This window comes from Candidatus Margulisiibacteriota bacterium (assembly GCA_028715625.1).
GTDB lineage: Bacteria > Margulisbacteria > Riflemargulisbacteria > GWF2-35-9 > GWF2-35-9 > JAQURL01.
Window position 1 is genome coordinate 1 of the sequence record JAQURL010000042.1, and the last position, 22,640, is coordinate 22,640.

20 protein-coding genes are annotated in these 22,640 nt (G+C 38.0%); 5 read left to right on the top strand and 15 right to left on the bottom strand.

Annotated elements, in window-relative coordinates; all coding sequences use genetic code 11:
• Positions 1–809, top strand: an 809-nt coding sequence (locus PHV30_07685) for a hypothetical protein (GenBank protein MDD5456896.1), incomplete at its 5' end; no start/stop codon positions are given.
• Positions 810–815: 6 nt separating this feature from the next.
• On the top strand, positions 816–1,874 hold the full coding sequence (locus PHV30_07690) for a Nif3-like dinuclear metal center hexameric protein (GenBank protein ID MDD5456897.1): 1,059 nt from the start codon (positions 816–818) through the stop codon (positions 1,872–1,874).
• 15 nt (positions 1,875–1,889) lie between these two features.
• Here PHV30_07690 and PHV30_07695 read toward each other — a convergent pair whose 3' ends face one another.
• The 15 genes from PHV30_07695 to PHV30_07765 all read right to left on the bottom strand — a co-directional run bounded on the left by PHV30_07695 (position 1,890) and on the right by PHV30_07765 (position 20,273).
• Positions 1,890–3,950: a methyl-accepting chemotaxis protein gene (locus PHV30_07695; protein MDD5456898.1), complete on the bottom strand. Its 2,061-nt coding sequence runs from the start codon at positions 3,948–3,950 to the stop codon at positions 1,890–1,892.
• A 27-nt stretch (positions 3,951–3,977) separates the two neighbouring features.
• Complete coding sequence (gene rfbD, locus PHV30_07700; protein MDD5456899.1) at positions 3,978–4,829, bottom strand: dTDP-4-dehydrorhamnose reductase; 852 nt, start codon at positions 4,827–4,829, stop codon at positions 3,978–3,980.
• Positions 4,829–5,266 (bottom strand): Smr/MutS family protein, encoded by a 438-nt coding sequence (locus tag PHV30_07705; GenBank protein ID MDD5456900.1) that lies wholly within the window; start codon positions 5,264–5,266, stop codon positions 4,829–4,831. Before PHV30_07705 ends, rfbD begins: the two co-directional genes overlap by 1 nt.
• Entirely contained in the window at positions 5,253–6,185 is a 933-nt protein-coding gene (gene holA, locus PHV30_07710; GenBank protein ID MDD5456901.1) for a DNA polymerase III subunit delta, read from the bottom strand. Before holA ends, PHV30_07705 begins: the two co-directional genes overlap by 14 nt.
• Positions 6,182–6,448 (bottom strand): DUF1844 domain-containing protein, encoded by a 267-nt coding sequence (locus PHV30_07715; GenBank protein ID MDD5456902.1) that lies wholly within the window; start codon positions 6,446–6,448, stop codon positions 6,182–6,184. Before PHV30_07715 ends, holA begins: the two co-directional genes overlap by 4 nt.
• Before the next feature lie 17 nt (positions 6,449–6,465).
• Positions 6,466–7,230 carry a YebC/PmpR family DNA-binding transcriptional regulator gene (locus tag PHV30_07720; protein MDD5456903.1) on the bottom strand — a complete coding sequence of 255 codons (765 nt, stop codon included), beginning with the start codon at positions 7,228–7,230 and terminating at the stop codon, positions 6,466–6,468.
• A 558-nt stretch (positions 7,231–7,788) separates the two neighbouring features.
• Positions 7,789–9,246: a glycogen synthase GlgA gene (gene glgA / locus PHV30_07725; protein MDD5456904.1), complete on the bottom strand. Its 1,458-nt coding sequence runs from the start codon at positions 9,244–9,246 to the stop codon at positions 7,789–7,791.
• A gap of 29 nt (positions 9,247–9,275) precedes the next feature.
• A complete protein-coding gene (locus tag PHV30_07730; GenBank protein ID MDD5456905.1) occupies positions 9,276–10,886 on the bottom strand; it encodes a DUF1957 domain-containing protein in 1,611 nt (536 codons plus the stop codon).
• Positions 10,887–10,907: 21 nt separating this feature from the next.
• Positions 10,908–12,095 carry a DUF4912 domain-containing protein gene (locus PHV30_07735; GenBank protein MDD5456906.1) on the bottom strand — a complete coding sequence of 396 codons (1,188 nt, stop codon included), beginning with the start codon at positions 12,093–12,095 and terminating at the stop codon, positions 10,908–10,910.
• Positions 12,096–12,110: 15 nt separating this feature from the next.
• Positions 12,111–12,425: a glycogen-binding domain-containing protein gene (locus PHV30_07740; protein MDD5456907.1), complete on the bottom strand. Its 315-nt coding sequence runs from the start codon at positions 12,423–12,425 to the stop codon at positions 12,111–12,113.
• A 31-nt stretch (positions 12,426–12,456) separates the two neighbouring features.
• Positions 12,457–13,497 (bottom strand): DUF4931 domain-containing protein, encoded by a 1,041-nt coding sequence (locus PHV30_07745; GenBank protein ID MDD5456908.1) that lies wholly within the window; start codon positions 13,495–13,497, stop codon positions 12,457–12,459.
• A gap of 132 nt (positions 13,498–13,629) precedes the next feature.
• Positions 13,630–15,840 (bottom strand): glycoside hydrolase family 57 protein, encoded by a 2,211-nt coding sequence (locus PHV30_07750; GenBank protein ID MDD5456909.1) that lies wholly within the window; start codon positions 15,838–15,840, stop codon positions 13,630–13,632.
• Complete coding sequence (gene aspS / locus PHV30_07755; GenBank protein MDD5456910.1) at positions 15,833–17,629, bottom strand: aspartate--tRNA ligase; 1,797 nt, start codon at positions 17,627–17,629, stop codon at positions 15,833–15,835. The genes PHV30_07750 and aspS overlap by 8 nt, the downstream gene beginning before the upstream one ends.
• Before the next feature lie 60 nt (positions 17,630–17,689).
• Positions 17,690–19,711 (bottom strand): TIGR03545 family protein, encoded by a 2,022-nt coding sequence (locus tag PHV30_07760; GenBank protein MDD5456911.1) that lies wholly within the window; start codon positions 19,709–19,711, stop codon positions 17,690–17,692.
• A gap of 16 nt (positions 19,712–19,727) precedes the next feature.
• Positions 19,728–20,273 carry a TIGR03546 family protein gene (locus tag PHV30_07765; protein MDD5456912.1) on the bottom strand — a complete coding sequence of 182 codons (546 nt, stop codon included), beginning with the start codon at positions 20,271–20,273 and terminating at the stop codon, positions 19,728–19,730.
• Between the two features lie 103 nt (positions 20,274–20,376).
• Between PHV30_07765 and PHV30_07770 the strand changes: the two genes are divergently transcribed.
• From PHV30_07770 to PHV30_07780, 3 genes are all read left to right on the top strand, one after another.
• Positions 20,377–20,883, top strand: a complete 507-nt coding sequence (locus PHV30_07770; protein ID MDD5456913.1) for an RDD family protein — start codon at positions 20,377–20,379, stop codon at positions 20,881–20,883.
• A 71-nt stretch (positions 20,884–20,954) separates the two neighbouring features.
• A complete protein-coding gene (locus tag PHV30_07775; protein ID MDD5456914.1) occupies positions 20,955–21,611 on the top strand; it encodes a hypothetical protein in 657 nt (218 codons plus the stop codon).
• 243 nt (positions 21,612–21,854) lie between these two features.
• Positions 21,855–22,640: hypothetical protein (locus PHV30_07780; GenBank protein MDD5456915.1), on the top strand; the 786-nt coding region annotated here is incomplete at its 3' end.

The window sequence follows — 22,640 nt, forward strand, 5'->3', positions numbered from 1 at the left end:
CAAAAGACTTTGCCAACTATATTTCATTGTTTCTGATGGTAACCAAGTTTATATATGTGGAAAATAAAATCTGGAAGGTCAACGGTTCATTAATAGAAAAACTTGAACGTCCCGGACTTCTTTCCAAAAATCTTTTTAAATTCCTTTTTTTCTCCAGAGACTATAACGAATACTACAAATCACCCTTGGTGCTGAATACTATCTACGCCAATAATGACTTTGAAGTTGTTCATAAAAGAAAAAGTATCATCAAAACACTGTCCCTCTTTTTTGATGAGGAACGCATTTCCTATGATAAAGTTTACGCAATTCTTATTAAACGTTACGCTTTTTTCAGGGAATACAACAATCCCTCAAATTTTTACTACACCAAGGGTGATGTCTATTCCAACAGACAATTCATTTTTCTTTTCATTTTCAAAACATTAAGTTATCTGGGTATCGTTCAAATTGAAAAGAAAGGCAAAACAATGACCGATTACTATTTCAAGATTACACCCTATGGCAAACAATTGATTTCAGAATATATGGAAAAAGAGGCCTTGCAAAATCAATTACTAAATACCACGGATAGCAAAAAGATGATCCGGCCTTATCAGGTCATTTCCAAATCAGCCGAACAAAATCAGGCTTCATTTCAATTGATGTTTAACCAGGTAGCTCCTGATCAGCAAAAAACTGCCAATTATAGTTTGATGAATTTTAAAAAACCAAAGTCCGCAGATAAGGAAAAAGATTTTACCAATACAATAAAAAGCAGAATAATACGCAAAGTCCAATCGGAAAATATCCCTAACCTCCTCGTTTAAGCGACCATGCTTATCAGCGAAATTACTCAATTTTTTGAAAATCTGTATCCCCTTAAATATTCATTATCCTGGGACAATTGCGGTTTACAAACAGGTTCTCTGTATAAACCTGTGTCCAACGTTTTAATTACTTTAACTCCCACCACAGAGTCCATAAAAAATGCTATCGAAAACCACTGCGAGCTAATGATCTGCCACCACCCGTTAATCTTTAAATCTCTCGCCAGCATTAATACTTCCGAGGTTAACGGACAACTTATTGAAAAACTGATAAAAGCAAATATTACCCTATACGCTATGCACACAAATCTTGATATTGCCAGAAACGGGATAAGTGATGTCCTTGCCAATTACTTTGACCTTAATAATATTCAAGTGTTAAATATAACTAACCATGAAAAAATATATAAAATTATTGTTTATGTCCCTGCGGCTCAGTTTTCAAATTATCGTGAAAAACTTCTGGACAGCCCTGTTGGAAATATCGGGAATTACTCTCACTGTTCATTCAGCTCAGAAGGTGAAGGTACCTTTAAGCCTGGACTCACTTCCAAACCATTTATCGGACAAGCCGGGGAATTAAGCAAAGTTAAAGAATACAAGCTGGAAACAGTAGTCCTGGGAAAAGATCTGGAGAAGGTTATAGAACAAATAGTAAGGCTACATCCTTATGAAGAACCCGCATACGATGTAATACTGCTTCACAACAACTGTTCTCAGGTCGGCCTGGGGCGTTATGGTAGCATTGAACCCGTTAAATTGCAGGAATTTAATCAAAAGATAGTCGGAACATATAAAGGATATATTAATATGGACAGAATAATAAAAACAATCGCGGTATGCGGCGGTAACGGCAGTGATCTGGTACAAAAAGCTGTTGATTGTAATGTTGACCTTTTCATAAGCGGTGACATTGATTATCATGCTGATCTGCTGGCCAGAGAATCAGGCTTAACCATATTTGATATCGGCCATGAAAATAGTGAAAAAGTGATTCTCCCTTACCTGCATGATCTGCTTTCCAAAAAATTCGGTGAACAACTGAACAAAATATCTATTTACTGATTTTCACTCAGAATTTTAATGACCGGAAGAAGTGAGGCTTGCTTTTACTTCCTGTATCATGAGGCGCAGGTCATCGGTTAATTTCTTATTAATTTCGGTTGAAGCTGTTATTCCGATTGTAGACGCAGAAACCTCTTCAGCAATGGCGTTATTATCCGCAGCGACTCCGAATACTTCTTTGGTTTCAGTAAGGATTGTTTCCGCATTTTTTTCGATCTGTTCTATTTCCATGGTGTTTTGGGAAGAAATGTTTGATACCTTTTGATTGGCATCCAGAAGTTCATCCGAAGAAATTGCCAGTTTCTGAATGGAATCTATACCTTCATTAACAGATGTAAACAATTCTTCTGTTATCTGCACCACGTTTTCAAACTTCTGGGCCATCGATTCTGTAGAAGTTGAAATATCTTCCATTTGATGAACTGTATTATCCACAGCCTGCAATATATTGGTAAGCGAAGTTTTGGCGCTCATTGATAACGACACTCCTTGCTCAACCTGATCTGTGCTGATTTCCATAGATTTTACAGCCACATTTGTAATACTTTGAATCGTATATATCAGATTGGCAATTTCTTTGGTAGCTTTACCGGATTTTTCCGCCAGCTTTCTGACTTCGTCGGCTACAACGACAAACCCTTTTCCGGCTTCTCCGGCACGGGCGGCTTCTATTGCAGCGTTAAGTGCCAGCAAATTAGTTTGTTCGGCAATATCATCAATAATTTCTATAATATCCTCGATCCGTTTTGAATATTCACCCAGTTCCGATATTTTACCAGCCGAATCCAGCACTATGTTCTTGAGGTTGTTCATTTCCAGAACTATATTCTCAACACTTTTTTTACCCTTCTCTGCTACATCAACGGACTCTTTGGAATTTGTATAAACACTCTTGGCTTTATTTTTTATCAGATTAACTGTGGACAGAGTCCCCTCTATATTTTCACTGGTTTGAGCTATTTTGTTTATCTGGGATATAGAATTCTCGTTAAGTGATTGAATTAGGTCGTTATTTTTTACAAGCTTTTCTACATTATTCTGAATTTTGCCATCCTGAGTTTTTATACCCTCGCTGATATTTTTAAGACCGGTATTGATCTTATCGACTGATTCTGTGATGTTATTAATTTTTTCAGTCTGCAGTGTTGCGCCATTCGCTACGTCTGTAATAATTTTAGAAAGTTCTCCAAAATTATCCGCAGTATCCTTAACATTGCTATCCAGTTGGTTTACGTTGCCTATAAGCTGACCGGCCATTTTATTGATATAATCGAAATGTTCCTTTGTAAGCTGAGCTTGCTGATTAAAAGCTGTTTTAATACCCTTAAGCAATGATGTTACGTCCTGTTGTATACGGTAACTGAAATCTCTCTTACCCAAAAATTTAATTAATCCTTCCATAATAATGTTGATGCTATCCTTCTGTTCCTGCAACCAGCGGTAAAATAAAATAACTACAGGTATTGTTAAAAGCGAAACAATCAGAACAAAAATAATTATCAGCTTGTTAATGACCCTCACAAATAAGCTCAGGTTCGGATCATACAAATTGGTTATATCTTTGCTTGAACCTACAACTATATGCTGTTCAGGTAAAAAAAGAGCGTAAGCCATCTTTTGTGATGCCTTACCTTTTTCATTCTTGGACTGATAAACCATATAAACCTCACCTTTTAAAATCGCTTCCTGGATCAGATTATAGAAAAAGGGCTTACCGTTAGCATCTTTAAAATTTTGCATACCCAGGTCTAGAATATACTTTTTCAGAGGATGATATAAAATTACAGCTTCTTCACTGGTTGCCCACCAATAATTGTCTCCGTACTTGTATGATTCTATGATCCTTATAAAATCATCAGTGGACTTGGATTCTTTTAATTGACTCGCCAGTATTAATGTTTTCTCTTTAAGACCTATCCTCTGCTGCTCCTGCAGAATACTGACGGATAATTTTTTTATGTCCTTAACAGTTGGTGCTGAAATAAATTTAAAGGCAATGAATAAAATGAGGAAAGTACATATGGCGACTACAATTGAGGCAACAATTCTATTTTCTGTTTTGAAGTTAAATTTCATAATATGACTCCCCCAAACGCAATCTAACTATAGTTTAATGGAAATCAAATAATCTGACAATGCTTCCTGCCAATTTCGTACACTGTAGTTTAACGCTTTTATCAATTTTTCATTACACAAAATACTATACTGTGGTCTTTGCGCGGGTGTCGAGTATTCAGATGAAGGAATATTCACAATTTCTACTTTTTTTCCGCATAGACTGAAGATCTCGCCGGCAAATTCGAACCATGAACAACGACCGGAATTTACAGCATTATAAATACCATCTTTTTTTGCTTGTAACAAATCCAATGTCCATTTCACCAAGTCATAGCTATATGTTGGACATCCGAACTGATCATCAACAACTCTTATGGTCTGCTGTTTTTCGGCCAGGTTCAGCATTGTCTGTACAAAATTTTTACCGTTGGGACCATATAGCCAGGCTGTACGCAGAAGCAAATATTGTTTGGCGGGAAGCAATGAAAGTATACTCTCCTCGCCCAGCAGCTTGCTGGCCCCATAAACACTTAGCGGCTCCGGTTTGTCTGTTTCCACATAACCTTCTTTTTTGTTTCCGGAGAAAATATAATCAGTAGAATAATGAACAAGAAAAAAATTATAGTCTTTTGCAGCCAATGCCAGGTTTTCAACCCCGAGTCCATTGACAGCAAATGCCTTTTCTTTTTCTTTTTCAGCTAGGTCAACCGCTGTATATGCCGCACAATTTATAACGCAATCAACTTGGAGTTCTTTTAGTATTTGGAGTGATTTCCGGTCAGTAATATCAATATCTTTTTTTGTAAGGGGAGTAAAAAAAATCCCTCTCGTTACTAAAGTTTCGGCAAATGCCGATCCCAACATACCGTTTGCGCCGACAAGAGCGATCCTGGTCATTAGTTATCCCTCCTCATTCTTTTCGCATACCTTTTTTTCCCGGCTGCTTTTTTCAGTTTTATCAGCTTGGTAATATATTCCTTAAAAGGTTCCTCTGTTTTTTGTAACTCAGATGTTTTTTCCGATTTGATGAAAATCTTTTTTACTTCCTGTCTTGTTTTAAGCTCAGCCCGGATAAAACCCTTACCGCCTTCCAGCCCCATACTTTCTCCGGATTTATAACTAATTATATCTGTTTTGTGCCGATTTAAAAAAGATATGACAGCATTTCTTAATATACCGTCCCCTACTCCATGTATAATTTCAATTGCATTTACACGTTCGGCTTTACATTGGGCTAAAAAATTGGAAAGCAAGTATTCTACTTCGTCGGGATAAACTCCGTGCAAGTCTATATCTCTTACCGTAAAACTTCTTTGCAGCTTATATCTGGGCAATTATGTTCTCCAACCCAACTGTGATATTGATTTTCCCGCTTTTGCTCAAATAATCCAACTCATTTATTCTGACTAGAGTGGTTTTTAATTCCTTAAAGCTCCAGTACTTGAGATCGGGAACTATCTTTTTAACATAGAAAGGTGCTTTTCCCGAAGCTTTAATGATATCGCTTAAATTGTTAGTATTATATGATTTGAGCTGCATTAAAAATCTGACATGTTTTGACATTGTACTTAATAAAATAAAGGCTTCTTCCTGTTTTTTCATATTTAAAATATATTCAAACAGCTGCCTTTTATTTTTCTTACGAAAAAAATCCAGTACGTCAAAAATATTTTTTTCACCCTGAGCCGCATAATTATCAATATCCTGCAGGGTAATCTTTTTTCTGGGCAAGATTGCCGTTTTTATTTTTTCAAGATTTGTGTAGGTAGACCATAAATCAAGGCCGATAAGTTCAACAAGATATTCCATAGCCTTGTTTTCTATTTCAAATTGGTCCGTCTTTATCATATCTTGCACATATTTGAAAAACTGGTCCTTGTTCCATATTTCCAGTTTTTTAAACTCCTTGCAATTGCTTACAGAGATCAGCCATTTAACATTTTTCTTTCTTTTATCCGGAGATCCGCGATAAACAAAAAAAAGGTCATTGCCTTGTGGCAAATCCGCTATAAGTTTCTGAAAATGTTCAACATAATCCTCTCTTACTTCCGGCAGACCGTAAAAAATAATTAATTTTCTGGGAACAAACATATTAACTGAAAACAAAGCCTCAATCAGGCTCTCTACTGACTTCTTATTATCAAATTCTTCCAGAGCAAGGTCAGAATTTCCCTGAATAAAACGCTGTTTAATGTCTTTGATTTCCTTGAATAGAAGGAAATCTTCATCTCCGTAATAAAAGTTTAGTGTCACGGTTTTCCCAGTGTTTTGTAATGAGTTGAAAGTTGTTCGATTATTTGGTTCAAAAAATTCTCTTCATCGGCAGCAAGGTTGTTTCTTGTCTTTTCTGCCAGCATCTTGAGCATTTCGATTGTCAAATTAGCCTGCTCAGGTTCCTTTTCATTTCGGCCGGTCAATGGATTTATTACCTGCCCCAATTGTTGCATGGCAGTCATGTTCAGGGTATAAATCAAAGATGTGAATAACGACTTATATAGCTTCTCATTTTCCGACATAGTTACCTCTTGAACTGCTAACCTGCTTCCTGCTCAATGGCTTTATACACAGATTCGGCAATATCGGCATTACTATAGACATTTTGTACATCATCATGATCTTCCAGTTTTTCTATAAGATTAAGTATCTTCTGAGCTACTTCTTTATCTTCCACAGGCACGGACACCGTAGACCTCATCGTTATCTCAGCATTGAGATATTTGAGATTATTCTTTTCAAAATCTTCCCTCAGCTTTTCGTATCCTGCCACTTCTATTATTACCTCAATGGTTTTATCATCCTCAGATTTGATATCTTCCACATCATGATTTAAAGCTACTTCCATTATCTTGTCTTCAGATATTTGGTTACCGTCAAAAGCAAAAACTCCTCTTTTCTGAAACATGTAGCTGACAGCGCCTTTGTCCGCCAGATTGGCTCCGGCTTTATTGATGATTGTTTTTATTTCAGGAAAGGTCCTGTTTTTATTGTCAGTCATACATTCTATGATCACGGCCACACCACCCTGAGCATAAGCTTCATAAGTAATTTCTTCGATATTGCTGCCTTCCGCTCCACCTACAGCCCGAGCAATAGCTCTTTTAATATTGTCATTGGGCATATTAACTTCTTTGGCTTTTTGAATGGCAAAACGCAGTCTGGAATTTGTATCCGGGTCTCCGCCTCCTACTTTGGCCGCCATAATTATTTCTCTGGCAGCTTTCGTGAACAATTTACCCCTCTGAGCGTCATTAACCCCTTTTTTACGCTTAATCTGGCTCCATTTGCTATGTCCTGACATAATCGTTCTCCTTTTACTTATTACAACCGGCCCGAGAATATTTGGCCTCGTACAAATTAGGGTCACGCCTTATATCTAATCTATTTACCGGTTATTAACCAATTATACAATAATTTATCCGATACAAGCACATATTTTACAACAAAATAATTCGATATATTAAATTAAAAACCACACGATAACTTAGTATAAGACAAAAAAATGGGTGGTAAAAATGATCCTGGTAATAACAATATGTATAATCGCAGCAGCTGTCGCACTTTTCATTTTCAATAAGAAAAAGTCTTCAGAACCGCAGAAAACCATATATAAGGTGAATTATACTATTACCAGCAAAAAACTTCCTTCCAAACCCATTTATCAGGTAAATTTTATACACAATAAGGATTTTATACCAGTGGAAAGGAAGTCTTACATTAGAAATTACGTTATCTAAATTCCCCTCTTCCCCCCCCAATTAAATTTAGATAGCGTAATGCGAAGGAACGTTCCCCCCCAGAACGTTCCTTCATTTTTTAAACTTCAATATCTTCAAAAAACCGAACACAAGTAAATTAATTACAAACTCTTATATAAATGTTCGTATTTAACGGCTGAAGCTTTCCACGAATAATCACATTTCATAGCATTAGTCATGAGTTTCTTCCATGCCTGCTGGTCTTTATAGGTATCAATTGCTCTGATTAATGTTTTATATAGTTCTTTACTCTCATATTCATAAAAAACAAAGCCGTTACCTTTATCATTCTCAAAATCTTTGGCCAGGTCAAAATCAGTTATGGTATCCGCCAATCCCCCGGTTTCACGAACAACCGGAATTGTCCCGTATTTTAAACTGATAAGCTGACCCAGGCCACATGGTTCATAACGAGACGGCATTATAAACATATCGCAACCCGCATAAATCATTTGAGCCATAACCGGATCAAATTTAAGTAAAACCTGAAAATTCTTGGGGTATTTGGCTTGAAGTTCAGTTAAAAGCTTATGGTATTTGGGTTCTCCTGTCCCAAGAATAACCAGCTGAATATTAAGCTGCAAAAACTGATCAACTATTTCCGAAAGAATATCGAATCCTTTCTGATCTGCCAGACGCGATATAATGCCGAAAAGCGGAGCGTTCTTTTTGAATCGCAGACCCAGAGTTTTCAAAAGATATTTCTTGTTATCAATTTTCTTTTCAATAGTTCTGATAGAATAATTTTTATGGATCATTTGATCTTTGTCCGGACTGAACAGTTTGTAATCTATACCGTTTATAATTCCGTGCAGCGAATTTTTCCTGCCTTCCAGCACTCCGTTAAGGCCGGCGCCATATTCTTCAGTCTGGATTTCTTTAGCATAACGTTCACTTACAGTATTTAACGAGTCAGCGTAAATCAAACCGGCTTTTAAAAAATTTACTTTCCCCCAGAACTCCAGTTTGTCGATGGTAAAATAATCCCAGCCAAGTCCGATTTTCTCCATAACACCTTTTTCAAAAAGGCCCTGATAAGCCAGGTTATGTATGGTAAACAGCGTTTTAGTGCCGTCAAAAAACTTATCATTGGCGTATGTACTTTTTAAATAGAGCGGAATAAGCCCTGTTTGCCAATCATTACAGTGAATAATATCAGGTTTCCAGTCCAGCTTTTTGCAAATTTCCAGAATAATCTTATTAAAAAATATAAACCGTTCTGCATTATCCGCATAATCTTTGCTGTCTTTATCCTGGTATAGATTATCTCTGTCGAAATATACAGGGCAGTCAATAAAGCAAATTCTGGTTTTTCTATCTATATGTTTAGCTTCATAGACATCACCTCTGATTGCTTCAGTGCCTACATTTACACAAATATCACCCAGTAGCAGTTTTAATTTGTATTTATCTTTATCGATTTTCCTGTACCTGGGCATCATGATTGTTACATCATGGCCCAACCTGGTGAGCTCTGTAGTCAAAGCTCCGGCCACATCCGCCAGACCTCCAGTCTTAGCGTAGGGTAAAACTTCCGATGCCACAAAACAAATTTTCATATAGCTCCCCCTCTCAGTTTATCTATTTCTTATGACTGATAAACGAGATTTTTAGTCATATAAAGTTTGTAATCTATAGTTGGGAACAAATTATCTTTCATTTCCAACTGATGGATATAACCTTCATCATACTGATGACCCTTGACCATATCATACAACCGATTAAACCGGTTTATATGGCTTTTGGTACGCCTGACAGCATATTCAACCATGGTCCCGGTTTTCATAATAAATGCCCAGTCCGAACTTTGGGCCAGCATCACTTCACGAGCTGCCTGGTTCAAAGCTCTTAGCAACAATCCCGAAGCTTCCGCATGGCTGTTTGCCAGTTCTGTCATCCTTTCGGAAATTTTGTGTAAATGTCTGTAAATCCAGTCATTACTACCTTCCAGCCAAACTTCATTGTAACCTTTGTTTCCCCAGCTGGACATTGACGGATTGACCACCTGATTTGTGGGGTTCTCCAATAGATATTCGTAAGGTGTTACCAGACGAACAATATCCTGATCATAATAAATTTTTCTGATTAAATAATCTATCCATTGCGGACCCTCAAACCACCAGTGGCCATACAGCTCCGCATCATAAGGTGAAACAATAATCGGCTTTTTATTACCCATCACGTCAAAAAGGTATTCGGCCTGTTTACAACGGTTAAACAGAAAGTTGCCTGCATGGCTTGCGGCTGTTTCCATAGCCTCATGATAATTATAAGGCTCTTTATGATTGGTTTTTTTACCGGTAATTTTATAATACTTAATTCCGGTATGTTTGCGTATTCCATCAGGATGAATATATTCTTTAATATAATCAAAATCCAGGTCAAATCCAACATCGCGATAAAAATCCCTGTATCTGAAATCTCCGGGATAACCTTCTTCCGCGCTCCATACGGACTTGGAAGATTCTATATCCCTGCCGAACGCGGCCACACCGCTTTTTGTAAAAACCGGCGCGAAAACACCATATTTCGGACGGGGATGCCCATGAAGAATTCCGTGAGCGTCAGTAAAGAAAAACCGTATGCCAGCTTTTTTCAGCTCCAAATCGTCACCAGGGTTATAACCGCATTCGGCCAGCCAGATACCTCTGGGCCCCCGGCCAAAATGACGCTGATAGTCCTTGGCTGCCATATGTATCTGGGCATGCACAGCTTCACGTTTATTTTCCATCAATGGCAGAAAACCGTGTGTTGCGGTACAGGTGATGATTTCCAGTTTGCCCATATCCTGAAATTTCTTAAAAGCGTTTATCAGATTTTTATTATACTTTTCCACAAACATATATCTGCTTTGAATAAACCTGGCATGATACATTTTAGCTGTTTCATGAAATTCAGGCAGATAGCGGGTCCTGTCAATTTCCTTGGCGCTTAGCTCGATTAACTTTTCTATGTTACGTATATATCTGTTTTGCAGCAATTCATCTTCAAACATAGCTGCCAGCGGAGGTGTTACCGACATTGTCAGCCGGAAATCCACGCCATCATTAACCAGACCTTCGAAAACATTAAGCAAGGGGATATATGTTTCTGTTACTGCTTCGTAGTACCAGTCTTCCTCAAGAAAATGCTCATATTCCGGATGCCGTACGTAAGGCAGGTGTGCGTGCAAAACTAATGCAAGGTATCCCTTTTCCATATTAACAATCCTTTCTAAGAACTACTTACTCTCCAGCGTTCTGGTTACAACCGGTGTAATTTCCTTGGACATGGAACCGTCCTTGGAAATACCTTTTACCTTAAACGGAAATACTCCGTTGGGTAAAGCCATATGCAGCCTGAATCTGCCTTCCTTGTCCAGCTTCACTTTTTCGCCGTTAATGGTTAGTGAAGAAGCATCAGGTTTGGTTTGACCGTAAACTATCAGTTCAGTATCAACCCATAGCCAATATTCATTTTCCGCACCTACTTTGTATTGCATAAATTGAGAAGATAGCGATTCGGAACTCAGGCTCTGCATAGGCACATTGATTTTCAACTCTTCTTTGCTCTTTTCCGTGATAAAAGCAGAGTTTAATTGATATTGTTTCATGAGATGTCCGCCTGACAGGCGATACAGCTCATTATATAAGTCTTTGTTTTTGTTAAAATCAATCATCATCCATTCTTCATCATAGAAATCGCTCACTGTATCGCGTGGAGTATTGATAACATTTGAACGCGCTATAACCACAAATTTGTTGTTGGAAAGCTTCATTCCTATTTCCGCGCAATAACTGCGGTTGGCTTCCACTAAAAAATACCAGTTGCTGGAGTAGCCTACATTAAACTCCATGGTATTCCAGGCGTTTTGTCCGTCAAACTTGATATCGGTAACATCATACAGACGTACTACCGTTTCATACCTGCCATCATGTCCGTGGATACTGCTTAAAAGCTTGTTCCTTCTGTCATCGGTTACTTCCCAGTATGAATGAATATGAGTAGGATCTACAATCATTAATGTTATACAGTTGTCACCATAACCATAAGGCAGATAATTATAATCATCCATTACGGGCACATAAGCGCTTGCCTGAGCAGATTGTTGTCGTACTTCCATCTTGGGTTGTTCGGCCATAACGGTTTGCGCTTCCTGGTCATTGTGAACAGTCTGGAATTTGCTGGCTTCCATTGTTTCTTTGGTAGAATCTTCTTTTTTATCCTTTTTGTATAATTTTGCCTGCTCGCTAAGTATCTTTTCAGTAGAAGGATCAATCACTTTCTTCTTCAAATGCATAAACTCTATGATGGATTCTACAAGCTGGGGTTTACCCATTCTTGTCCTGTACTTAACATCCAGGTCCGTTGCTATCTTCAGAAGCTCGTGCTTGGTTAATTTCGCAAGCTCTTGCTCATTGTCAATCATAAAAAACTCCTTTCGCTAGACTACCCTTACGCTGTTTGTGGAACCTAATCCGTTATCAGCGTATTTGGCAGCTCCGGGATCATTACGCCAATCCCCGTCCACAATAAACTTATACTGATGATCTCCTTCAGGAAGAATAACGCGGGTTACCCATTCCCCTTTTTCATTTTTTTTCATTTTCTTTTTAATAGGGCTCCACTTATTAAATTCTCCTGTCAGGTAAACATCTTTTGCTTCCGGTGCGTACAATTTAAACTGAACTTTATGTTTATCGTCTACTTTTTTCACTGTTGTCTTTTTCTTTGCCTTTTTTATTATTTTCTTTGCCATATCTAATCACCCTTTCCTTTCTTCCCCAAATTTAAATAACCATATATTTTTCATAATCTCTCAAAAACTCTGCGGCATCTTCCGGGGGTGTATGGTTTATATAAAACCCGGTTCCCCATTCAAAACCTGCGACCTTGGTTAAACGGGGCATTATCTCCAGATGCCAGTGAAAGTCATATTCGATAGATGACCAATATTCATTGTGCCCTGGTCTGGTGATAGTATTAGGTGCCGAATGTAACACAATATTATAAGCCGGATCATTTAATGCAATCTTCAATCTTAATAAAACATCCTTTAACATACCCGCCAAAAATCTCAAAACATCATCGTTTTCATTGCAATATTTATGATTATGCTCTTTTGGCATAATTGTCATTTCAAAAGGAAATCTGGAGGCAAACGGTGTATAGCATAAAAATTTTTCATTTTCGCTTACTATACGCTCTCTGGTCATCAGCTCCTGTTTTATTACATCACAAAATATACATCTTTCCTTATGAATATAGTGAGCTTTGGCAGATTCCAGAACTACTTTCACACTTTGAGGCACAATGGGTAGAGCGATTATCTGAGAATGGGGATGAGACAAAGAAGCCCCCGCGGATACACCATAATTTTTAAACATCAAAGCATAGCGGAATCTGTAATCCTTATATAAATCCAGCATACGGGTTTTTATTACCTGCAAAATAGTAAAAATGCGGTCTACATCAAAATCCGCCATATTCAGGATATGTTGATTATTCTCAACCACAACTTCATGAGCGCCTGTTCCCGACATGGCATCATACATTCCGATACCATAGCGTTTTAGCTCCTGATTACTATTCATCACCGGAAACTTATTTGGAATAACCCTGACTATCCAGCCCGGGCTGTTGGGTTTGCTGCCTTCTTTACGAATCGCCATAATTTCCGGAGGGGTCTTATCTTCATGCCCTTCACAAAACGGGCAAAAAGAATGTTCCAGATGTGAATGCTCCATCTTTGTATCGGAAGGACGGGCACTTCTCTCCTGTGAAATTATTACCCAGCGGTTTGTTAACGGATCTTTTCTTAATTCAGACATTTTTTGTTTACCTTAATAACTAAAAGCAATTATAGCGCTCTGAAATTAAGTTTACAAGCAAAAAATGTCATTGTATTGTCTGTTTTGTATCTATTTTTTAGAATATGTGTCCACTATGTGTCCATTTTGCGTTTAAACCAGCCAATTACTGGTCATTTCATCGGTCGAAGGTATCCTGAATTCAATAATATTTCCTACAGGCCAGCGCTCTATTTCTTTCCCCGACTTCTCCACAGAAATAATAAACTGCAGCAGTTCACCGTTAAGGATGCCTATATCTTTCCGATTTATTTTACTTTCCAAAATGCGATGATATACGGTCTTTATCTGACACATATCACAAACTTTATACTGCTTGCCTTCTTTTATCTGCAGTATTGATTTGGAACAATCGTTCACCAGGGGGACGATTAATTTACAGGGCCTGGGGCAGAGAATGTTCATTATCAGATACAAAGGTTCTTTGGTGTTAAAATCTGTAAGGTTCTGTTGAAAATCCACCCTTAAATATATATTATCTTCATCATAACCATAATAAAATTTACTGATTATACCCTTTTCAAAATTGGAGTCGATTGTTTTTTGAGTATCGTAAAGTCCGGCATCGCGCCATTCATAATAATCTGTGACTTTACCGTCAATGGATGGCGTAATCGGCCCCAACAAATCTTTCTCCACTTTCGTCTGCGAAACCTTTTTTATAGGAATAAAAATAGATTTGGGTGGCACCATGCCTAACATTTCATAAACATTTAAAATATGTTGCCTGAACAGTTCATCAAACTCCCGGTCATTTTTGCTGCTAAAATCATTACCGTACCACCAGGTCCAATCCGAACCTTCGGCAATATAAAATTCTTCCCAGGCCATAGCCAGCCTTGTCGCCTCCCCTGTTGTGAATTGTTCGGCTTTGGCTTCCTGCCATGTTTCCAAATCGACTCTGGTTTTTTTCAAAATATCCCAAGCCTGATTATCCTCCGGATGCCCGATCCAGATATTAAAATTATTGTTGATCCAGGAGCCGGGATGAATATCAGTCAGAAGTTTTCGCTGATTGCTGTTGTTGGTATTATATTTCGTCACCGTGGTGGGGATAAGCCGATCATTGTCGCTTAAGGCTTTATAGAGACAGGACAAAAAGTCCCAACCGTTATTGTTATAATATTCCCAGGCATTTTCACCATCCAGAATAATCGAAATTACCGGTATATCTTTACTTTTGATGTCTATGGAATCAACGATATTTATCATATTTGCAATCAAGTCCTGCACAGCCTTTTTTTCTTCCCATTTCTGATAATCAAAACCGATCCTGTTGCTCAAACGACTGTCTCTAAAGAAAATCGATACCTGACCTTCGTATTTACTCGGTTCATAATCATAAAACTGATAAGGGCTATCCAGGTCCAGTCTGTTATTTGATTTCTGGAAGGTCATTTTTAGAACGTTATCATCAGAGGCGACCCACTGTATACCTTCCCGGGCAATAATCTCCAGAGCTTCGTCCGACACAGCCCCTTCAGCAGGCCATATTCCATTTGGCTTGGCTCCAAATTTTTTTTCAAAATAATTCAAAGCCAGTTTAAGTTGCCGCTCACCATCAATCGGATAATTAAATCTGGCAGGCAATTTGATATGCTGATCAGCCTGAATGGCAATATCCGAATCGCAAATCAAGGGAAGTATCGGATGGTAAAACGGTGTTGTAGATAGTTCAATCTGGCCTTTTTCCTGCAATTCCTTATATTTGGGAATTATAAGCGCCATTATTTCATATTGTTTTTCTATTACCATATTTTTATCCTGTTCAGTGTAATTACGGTCTTTATCTATGAGATATTTTATAGCTTCATCATATTTCTTGTAATAAGCACCAAACCAGGCCAAATTAAACCAAACCTGCAAATCCAGAAAGTCCTGTACTGTAAATTCTTTAAGGGCTATACGGATATCGTCTTCGTTGGCTATCCGCCCTCTTTTATTCAGGAGTTCCTGATAACGCGGATATGGAGTAACCAGAGTTTCCCAATGACAGAGAAAAAAATTCTTCAGAAGAAAATATTTTTCCTGTTCTGATAAATCTTTTGCCGACTTCTGAGTATGCTCCAAAAAAGTATCGGTAATTTCTTTATTGATATATTGCTCAATCTGAACTAATAGCGAAGGGACCAGGTTAAAGTTCAGTTTCATTTGTGGAAAATCATCCAGAATTTTGGCCATATCATAATAATCTTTGATAGCGTGAAGCCGCACCCAGGGCAATATAGCAATATCGCTCAACGGATTTACATAGTAAGGCTGATGCATATGCCAGAGTATGATAACGTTTGCTCTGTTAGCCATTAGGAGTATCTTCGGACTTCTTCAGCCGGATATGCAGTTCTTTGAGCTGCTCGGGTGATACATTACCCGGAGCTCCGGTTAAGGGGCAAATAGCGCTTTGTGTTTTGGGAAAAGCAATAACTTCTCTGATAGACTGCGCATTTGTCAGTAGCATAATTAAACGATCTAGTCCTATGGCCAGACCGCCATGTGGTGGTGTTCCATATTCCAGTGCATGCAATAAAAAACCAAATTTCTCTTCAGCGCTCTCATTGGAAATATTTAACAGATTTAATACTTTAAGCTGAATATCGGACCTGTGTATACGAATACTGCCGCCACCCAGTTCCATGCCATTGAGCACTATATCATAGGCTCTGGAGCTTAATTTCACCGGTTCATGGTCCAAATCTTCTATTTTTTTTATATCCGGCATGGTAAACGGATGATGCAATGGAGCCAAATGACCATCAATCATCTCAAACATCGGGAAACTGGTAACCCAGACAAAACAAAACTTTTCTTTAGGCTCTGCTTTGACGAGTTTTACTATTTCCAGACGTAACCTGCCCAATACCTCATGGGTCATATTCTTTTTATCGGCAATAAATACCAGAATATCGCCCGGTTCGGCTGAAAATTTCTGCATAATAGCCTGCAGTTCTTCCGGTTTAAAAAATTTAACAATCGGAGACTGATATTTATACTGGGCAATATCCTTGGGTGAATCTTCCTGAATAGTAATCCAGGCCATGCCTTTAGCCCCGAAACGCTTGGAGGTCTCTACCAGATCATCCAGGTTTTTGCGGCTCAGCGTGTAACCCTGTTTAATATTTATTCCTTTAATCAGTCCGCCGTTTTTGGCAATATCATTGAATACCTTGAATTCCACCTGTTTACAGAGGTCTGTAATATCTACCAGGGGATAATCAAATCTTAAATCCGGTTTATCTGAACCGTATTTGTTAATGGCTTCATCATAGGTAATCCTGCGAAAAGGAACATTTACTTTTTCACCTATAACCTGAAAAGCTTCTTTAATTATGCCTTCGGTAACAACCATCACATCATCTTCATCCACGAAAGACATTTCCAGGTCTATCTGGGTAAATTCCGGCTGTCTGTCAGCCCTGAGGTCTTCATCGCGAAAACAGCGGGCAATCTGATAATATTTCTCAAACCCCGCAGACATAAGGATTTGTTTGAATAATTGAGGAGATTGCGGTAAGGCATAAAAATGATGCGGATTCACGCGGCTTGGCACCAGGTAATCTCTGGCTCCTTCAGGTGTGCTTTTGGTAAGAATAGGTGTTTCCACTTCCAGAAATCCTTCCTTATCCAGATAATCTCTAATTTTTACTAAAACCTTATGACGTAAAATGAATTTTTCCAGATTTTCGTTTTTGCGCAGTTCCAGATAACGATATTTAAGCTTTAAAGTTTCGTCTACCTCTTCGTTATCAGCCACACTGAAAACAGGAGTAAGGCTGGGGGCCAAAACTTCCAGTTCCTGGCAGACTATTTCCACTTCACCGGTCGGCATTTTCGGATTCACTGTCTCTGCCGAGCGTGCAACTACCACACCTTTTAGCGCCAGCACAAATTCGCTGCGGATGCTTTCGGCCAGCTGATGTGAAAAATCGGATTTGGAAGAATCTATAGTAACTTGCACTATACCGGACCTGTCGCGCAAATCAATAAATATAACGCCGCCATGATCACGCCGGCGATGCACCCAACCGTTTAATGCCACTTCTTTATTGATATCAGATTTGCGGATTTGCCCGCAATGAGCTGTTCTCTTTATCATAATACAGATAGTATATTTTTTATTAAAATTTTTGTCTATGTTTTTCAGTTCAAAATTTAGTTATTTAAAAATATTCGGAATCTGATTTTTCAGGTTCTGTTCCAACTTTTTTTGTTCGTCCTGTTTTTTTTGTTCCAGTTCCTGTTTGAGTTTATCTTCTTCAGCCCTCTTTTTCTTGTCCAGTTCATTCAATTGCCTGTTTTGCTCATCCTGTAACTGTTTTTGCAGTTTACTTCCATAATCGCTTAATTCTTTTTCTTTAGCACTGATATCACCCTGCAAGGTATTTATACTCTTGTTCCAATCCTTTTGAATGATCTGCCACTGCTTTTCTATGGCCTGCGTCTGCTGTTTATAAGTCTGTGTCAGCGCATTCACTTTAGCGCCCACCTGCGCGTCCCATTCTTTTTGTAAACCTTTTAGCAACCGAGTTTTTTGTTCATCCAGTATCTTATTGAAGGACTGAGCTAATTTCTCATCCAGGTCCGTATCGATGGTTAGCTGGTTTTGTTTATATTGAACATGAATGTTTATGGCCGGGGATTGTTGCGCTGTGCTATACAGCAATTCATGAATAAGGTTGCTCTCCTGAAAGGAATTGCTTTTCGCGAATTCTGTCTTCTCGGTCATTACATCCAGTCCCAAATTTATGTTTCCATGGTCCAACGCCAGGTTCCCATGTATATCATAGTCTCCGGAAACAATACGCAGGGGGATTTGTTGTTCATCCCAGTATGCGGGCGCAAGCGCGTACCCTGCCCTTAAAAATTTAACCTCCATCAACTGCTTTTTATCCCGATAATCTATAGTCCCTTCAATTCTGGTTTTATGCTTGCTGTTTAATTCCTTGTTTTGAAAATAAAAAGTTGTGGGTATACCGCGTACATTCTGATTAAAGGCGATTTCTTTAATTTCTCCGACAAATGCTTCTTTAGTTGTAACTCCAAATAATCCGTCAATTCGCATATTTTTTATCAAAAATTTGGGCCGATGCTCTTTAATGGGAAACTCTATATTTTCTCCTTTGACCAGCCATTGCTTATACCAGACTGGTTCCCTGGGAGGAGAAGCTTTCTTGAATTTTTTCAGGACCATGTCCAGATAAACCTTTCCTTTTTCAAAAAATCCGGTATAACGGTCGCCCACTAAGCTTTGCAAAAAATTTCCTTGTTGATTTTCTATCATTTTTATTTTATTTTGCAGTGTTTTCAGGTCAGTATTCGCTTGTTGCTGTAAGCCTTGTACGGTTATATCAAAAAATTTCAGATTGTTATCCAGAGAATTTTGTTTTTGTTGTATACCGGCTTGTGCCGAATCAATCTGTGCTTTAAGACTGTTTATTTCCTTCAAATAATCCGGTATTTGCCGGATATCTGTTGGAGTGTTCTGCTTTAGCGCTTCCCATCTTCTATTTAAATCGCTTACCAATACTGAAATATCCGGACTGGCTAAATCCTGTTGAAACTTTTGCGGCCAGGAGTTCAGACTTGCGGATGTCTCGCTGATTTTAGTCAGAAGCTGTAAAGAACTTAAATTTACTATTTTATCAATCTGCAATCTTTTACCTACAGCATCCAAAGAATAATAAGAAGTTGCCATGCTGACCTGCTGATTAACCGTCTTTTCTATGATAGAAGGCGCTTGTTTCTTTTTAGGCTTTTTGGGAATGTTTTTCTTCAAGATCGCGGACGTCTTGCGGGCAGTGCCCATTTCCAGACCGGAAAGCTGAATGTTTTCTATATCAACTTGCGAGGACAACAAGGCTCCGGGATTTATCCGCACCTGCGCCATTTTAAATGAAGCCAGATTTTTCAAAGGATGAAGTTTGTCCCCTATTTCGCAATTTTCTATGGTCAGACTTCCTTGTAATGCTGAAAAATGAAGTTTCTTTATATCAACCTTTGCGCTGACTATAGCCTGACCGGTGCTCACAATGGCCAGCTTGATCAGCGAATCCAGAAAAAACAGACGCAATACAGCGAGAAAAACAACTGAAAAAATAAGCAGATATAAATATTTGCTGTTAAATATTTTGGTTCTTTTTTTCTTTTCCGGTTTTTGTTTTTTTTCTTTTTTAGCCATAATTAGATTAAAAAAATTATCCCTTTAATTTATTCTTCCAATTAAGCACCTTCAGGACAAGTTTGAATATATTGGAGCCCTGCAATATCTCGGTTATTTTATATTTTTTTATTTGTGCAACAAGCATATTACGTACATTGTTTTGATAAAAGACCAGCAGCTTCTTGGCTAAAAAATAATGAGGGATTAATAATAATAAAGAAACCAAAAAACTGCCCAGCACCACCGTGTTATAAAATCGTGTCCAGGTAACTATGGGTAAATTATATAAAGCAGTCCAAAATGGATATAAAAAATTCACATCAGTTAGTAAATACAGTCCGATGATATGAAAAAATCCGGACAAAATTACGCCCAGCATTTTATACACTATAGCGGTCAATAGCGCCAGTCCCATATTTACATTGAAAAAATATAAAGCTACAAGCACAAAAACGTTAAATAAACTGTTCACCGGGATAAGGCCTAACATAGTGCCCAGGGCCACGCCCCAGGCCAGTTGCTTGGGCGAGTCGTTGGATTTTAATACTCTAAATAATGAGATAAGAGACCTGATAAACATAAAGGTATTTTACCCCATTTCTCATATGTTTTGCACAAAGAGTTTTATTTTCAAAACCTAAAAAAATTTGGACTTAATCGGCTTTTAACTATAAAATTTAGCTATGCGTTGTCCTGAATGTAATACATATGTAGACGAAGGCCACTTGTTCTGCTCTGAATGCCAATCATTTGTACCCAATCCCAAACTGGGTATAAAAGCCAGTATCTGGGACCGCTGGCTGGGGCATATTCTCTCCAGCATGCTGCTGTTCGCTGTACTGACCTTTGTAGAGTTTTACGAAAAATCTCTTTTGATGCAGGGGATAATAATATTTACTTATATTGTTCTTGTACTTATTTTTTATCTGCAAAGTCAAACCCCGGGCAAGTATATTATGCGCCTGAGAGTAATTCACATCCAAAGCAAACAAAAGGCATCCTTTAAGACCATGTTGCTGCGTGAAATAATAGGAAAGACAATAAGCGGGCTGGCCTTGAGTATAGGCTATGTCTGGGCATTCTTTGATGTTAACCAACAGACCTGGCACGACAAAATTGCCGGGACAGTCATTGTTAAAGAACTAAAACCAATCATTTCAGTAAATCCTGTTATACAACGAGAAATCTAAAGTCTGATTGAAAGTTGACTGCAATTTACTCTATAAAAAAACGATAAGTTTTAGGACAAGGCAGCAATTTTATGGAATCAAGATCAATATTAAATAACAACCTGCACAACCGCGGGAATATTTTATCCACGACCGATCTGAAAAAAACTCAAAATATTACCATTCCCGATAAGGAAAGGACTGTGCTTTTTCTGACCATATACAAAACCAGCGATTGCCGGCTCATAGAAAAATATACCCGGATTTGCCTTGATATAGATGACCGGCGCAGCACACTGCCTGACTGCGATAAAATAAGTCAGGCACTTGATTTCATGGCCTTTACCAATTTGTACATACTGGTAGAGCAACATAAGGGTGATCCTTCCGACAAATCTGTGGAAAGCATGCTGTCTTTGATTGATAATACGCGGAACAAACTGAAAAATAAATATAATCTAAGTCTCGCGGAAATCAACTCACAGATATTTAATCGGACCAAGTCCTATGTAGTATGTTACAAACAATTTCTGAAAGAATTTGATGCGATCTTGCAACAACTGAAAGATAATCGGCTAACTTGTGATAGCGCGGCAGACAAAATGAAAGAACTCAATAATATTTTAAAAAAATATTCATGCCTGTTTCCCTACAATTCTGTTCCGTTGTTTGCTGACTTCATAGAAAATACCCGCAAAAAATTAAATGCCATTTCCTGTGTAAAAAATATTAAAATGGATGTTTATTAGCTGGAGTTTTTACAAAACTACATGCTATGCATAATTAAAGTTATCTGAAAATATTTTTTGTCATTGCGAGGAGCATAAGCGACGTGGCAATCCACGCATCTAGCAATGTAGATTGACACGCTTCGCTCGCAATGACTTGAAAGTCATCATTTTCGGATGACTTGATGATCGGGGTGAGGTTCCCTGCAACTTTTCACTTCCGCTTCCGATAATCTAATTGAATTAATTTTTCGGAGGTTTCTTATGACTGTATCAGCTGCAAATTCAACTTATCAAACTCAAACTTATAACTCTACCAAGGCTACCCCAACAACCCCGCCACCCAAACCGGATGACGATGAGGGTTCGGTAGAAGTTGCTTGCTTCAGTAATCCATCAAACCCGGAAACTCTTTTAAACTCCTTGAAAACCGAACTCGCACGTTTATTCACCTTTTCAGTGGGTTCTGCCGAAGCTGCCGTGGGGCCGCAACAAGAAATTGATTTCAACAAAATTCAAAAGACCTTTACCAATCTTGGGGAAGGTTGGCTGCATCTGGAAAATGAAGCTTTTTTATTAGGATTTGGTGAACAACCACTTATTGATTATGCTTGTATCTTAAGTTTACCTAATAATAAAGGGATGACCAGTAACGAAATAATTGCCAATATGAAGATTTTACTCAAAACGGATTTTTATAAAAAAACTATGGAAGAAATTCAAAAAAAAGGATATAAGCCTGCTCTTAAAACCGGAGGAAGTTTTCCCGCAGAATTTAAAGCAAAAGTCGATGCATTTTCTATATTAACCATAAAATTTATAGATTATTGTAAAAAATTTAATGAAGGACCTTCTAAAGAAAAAAATAATAGAAAATTTACCGAAATGTATGCTTTTATTGAAAATAGACTGCTGACACCTATTTATGGTAGAGATAAAGTAAAGCAAAAAATGCAGGAACTTAAACAAAAAGCCAATAGTAATGAACAAATAGAAACTGTAATAGTTAAAATAAATAAATTTGCTAAAAGCTGGGAAACATCTTCCAAT

Excerpts from the sequence above, each read along its gene's own strand:
- PHV30_07750 (MDD5456909.1), bottom strand. The coding sequence starts at position 15,840 with ATGGCTAACAGAGCAAACGTTATCATACTCTGGCATATGCATCAGCCT.
- PHV30_07770 (MDD5456913.1), top strand. The coding sequence starts at position 20,377 with ATGCGTTGTCCTGAATGTAATACATATGTAGACGAAGGCCACTTGTTC.
- PHV30_07690 (MDD5456897.1), top strand. The coding sequence starts at position 816 with ATGCTTATCAGCGAAATTACTCAATTTTTTGAAAATCTGTATCCCCTT.
- aspS (MDD5456910.1), bottom strand. The coding sequence starts at position 17,629 with ATGATAAAGAGAACAGCTCATTGCGGGCAAATCCGCAAATCTGATATC.
- PHV30_07720 (MDD5456903.1), bottom strand. The coding sequence starts at position 7,230 with ATGTCAGGACATAGCAAATGGAGCCAGATTAAGCGTAAAAAAGGGGTT.
- PHV30_07760 (MDD5456911.1), bottom strand. The coding sequence starts at position 19,711 with ATGGCTAAAAAAGAAAAAAAACAAAAACCGGAAAAGAAAAAAAGAACC.
- glgA (MDD5456904.1), bottom strand. The coding sequence starts at position 9,246 with ATGAAAATTTGTTTTGTGGCATCGGAAGTTTTACCCTACGCTAAGACT.
- PHV30_07765 (MDD5456912.1), bottom strand. The coding sequence starts at position 20,273 with ATGTTTATCAGGTCTCTTATCTCATTATTTAGAGTATTAAAATCCAAC.
- PHV30_07695 (MDD5456898.1), bottom strand. The coding sequence starts at position 3,950 with ATGAAATTTAACTTCAAAACAGAAAATAGAATTGTTGCCTCAATTGTA.
- PHV30_07745 (MDD5456908.1), bottom strand. The coding sequence starts at position 13,497 with ATGTCTGAATTAAGAAAAGATCCGTTAACAAACCGCTGGGTAATAATT.
- PHV30_07730 (MDD5456905.1), bottom strand. The coding sequence starts at position 10,886 with ATGGAAAAGGGATACCTTGCATTAGTTTTGCACGCACACCTGCCTTAC.
- PHV30_07735 (MDD5456906.1), bottom strand. The coding sequence starts at position 12,095 with ATGATTGACAATGAGCAAGAGCTTGCGAAATTAACCAAGCACGAGCTT.
- PHV30_07715 (MDD5456902.1), bottom strand. The coding sequence starts at position 6,448 with ATGTCGGAAAATGAGAAGCTATATAAGTCGTTATTCACATCTTTGATT.
- PHV30_07775 (MDD5456914.1), top strand. The coding sequence starts at position 20,955 with ATGGAATCAAGATCAATATTAAATAACAACCTGCACAACCGCGGGAAT.
- rfbD (MDD5456899.1), bottom strand. The coding sequence starts at position 4,829 with ATGACCAGGATCGCTCTTGTCGGCGCAAACGGTATGTTGGGATCGGCA.
- PHV30_07740 (MDD5456907.1), bottom strand. The coding sequence starts at position 12,425 with ATGGCAAAGAAAATAATAAAAAAGGCAAAGAAAAAGACAACAGTGAAA.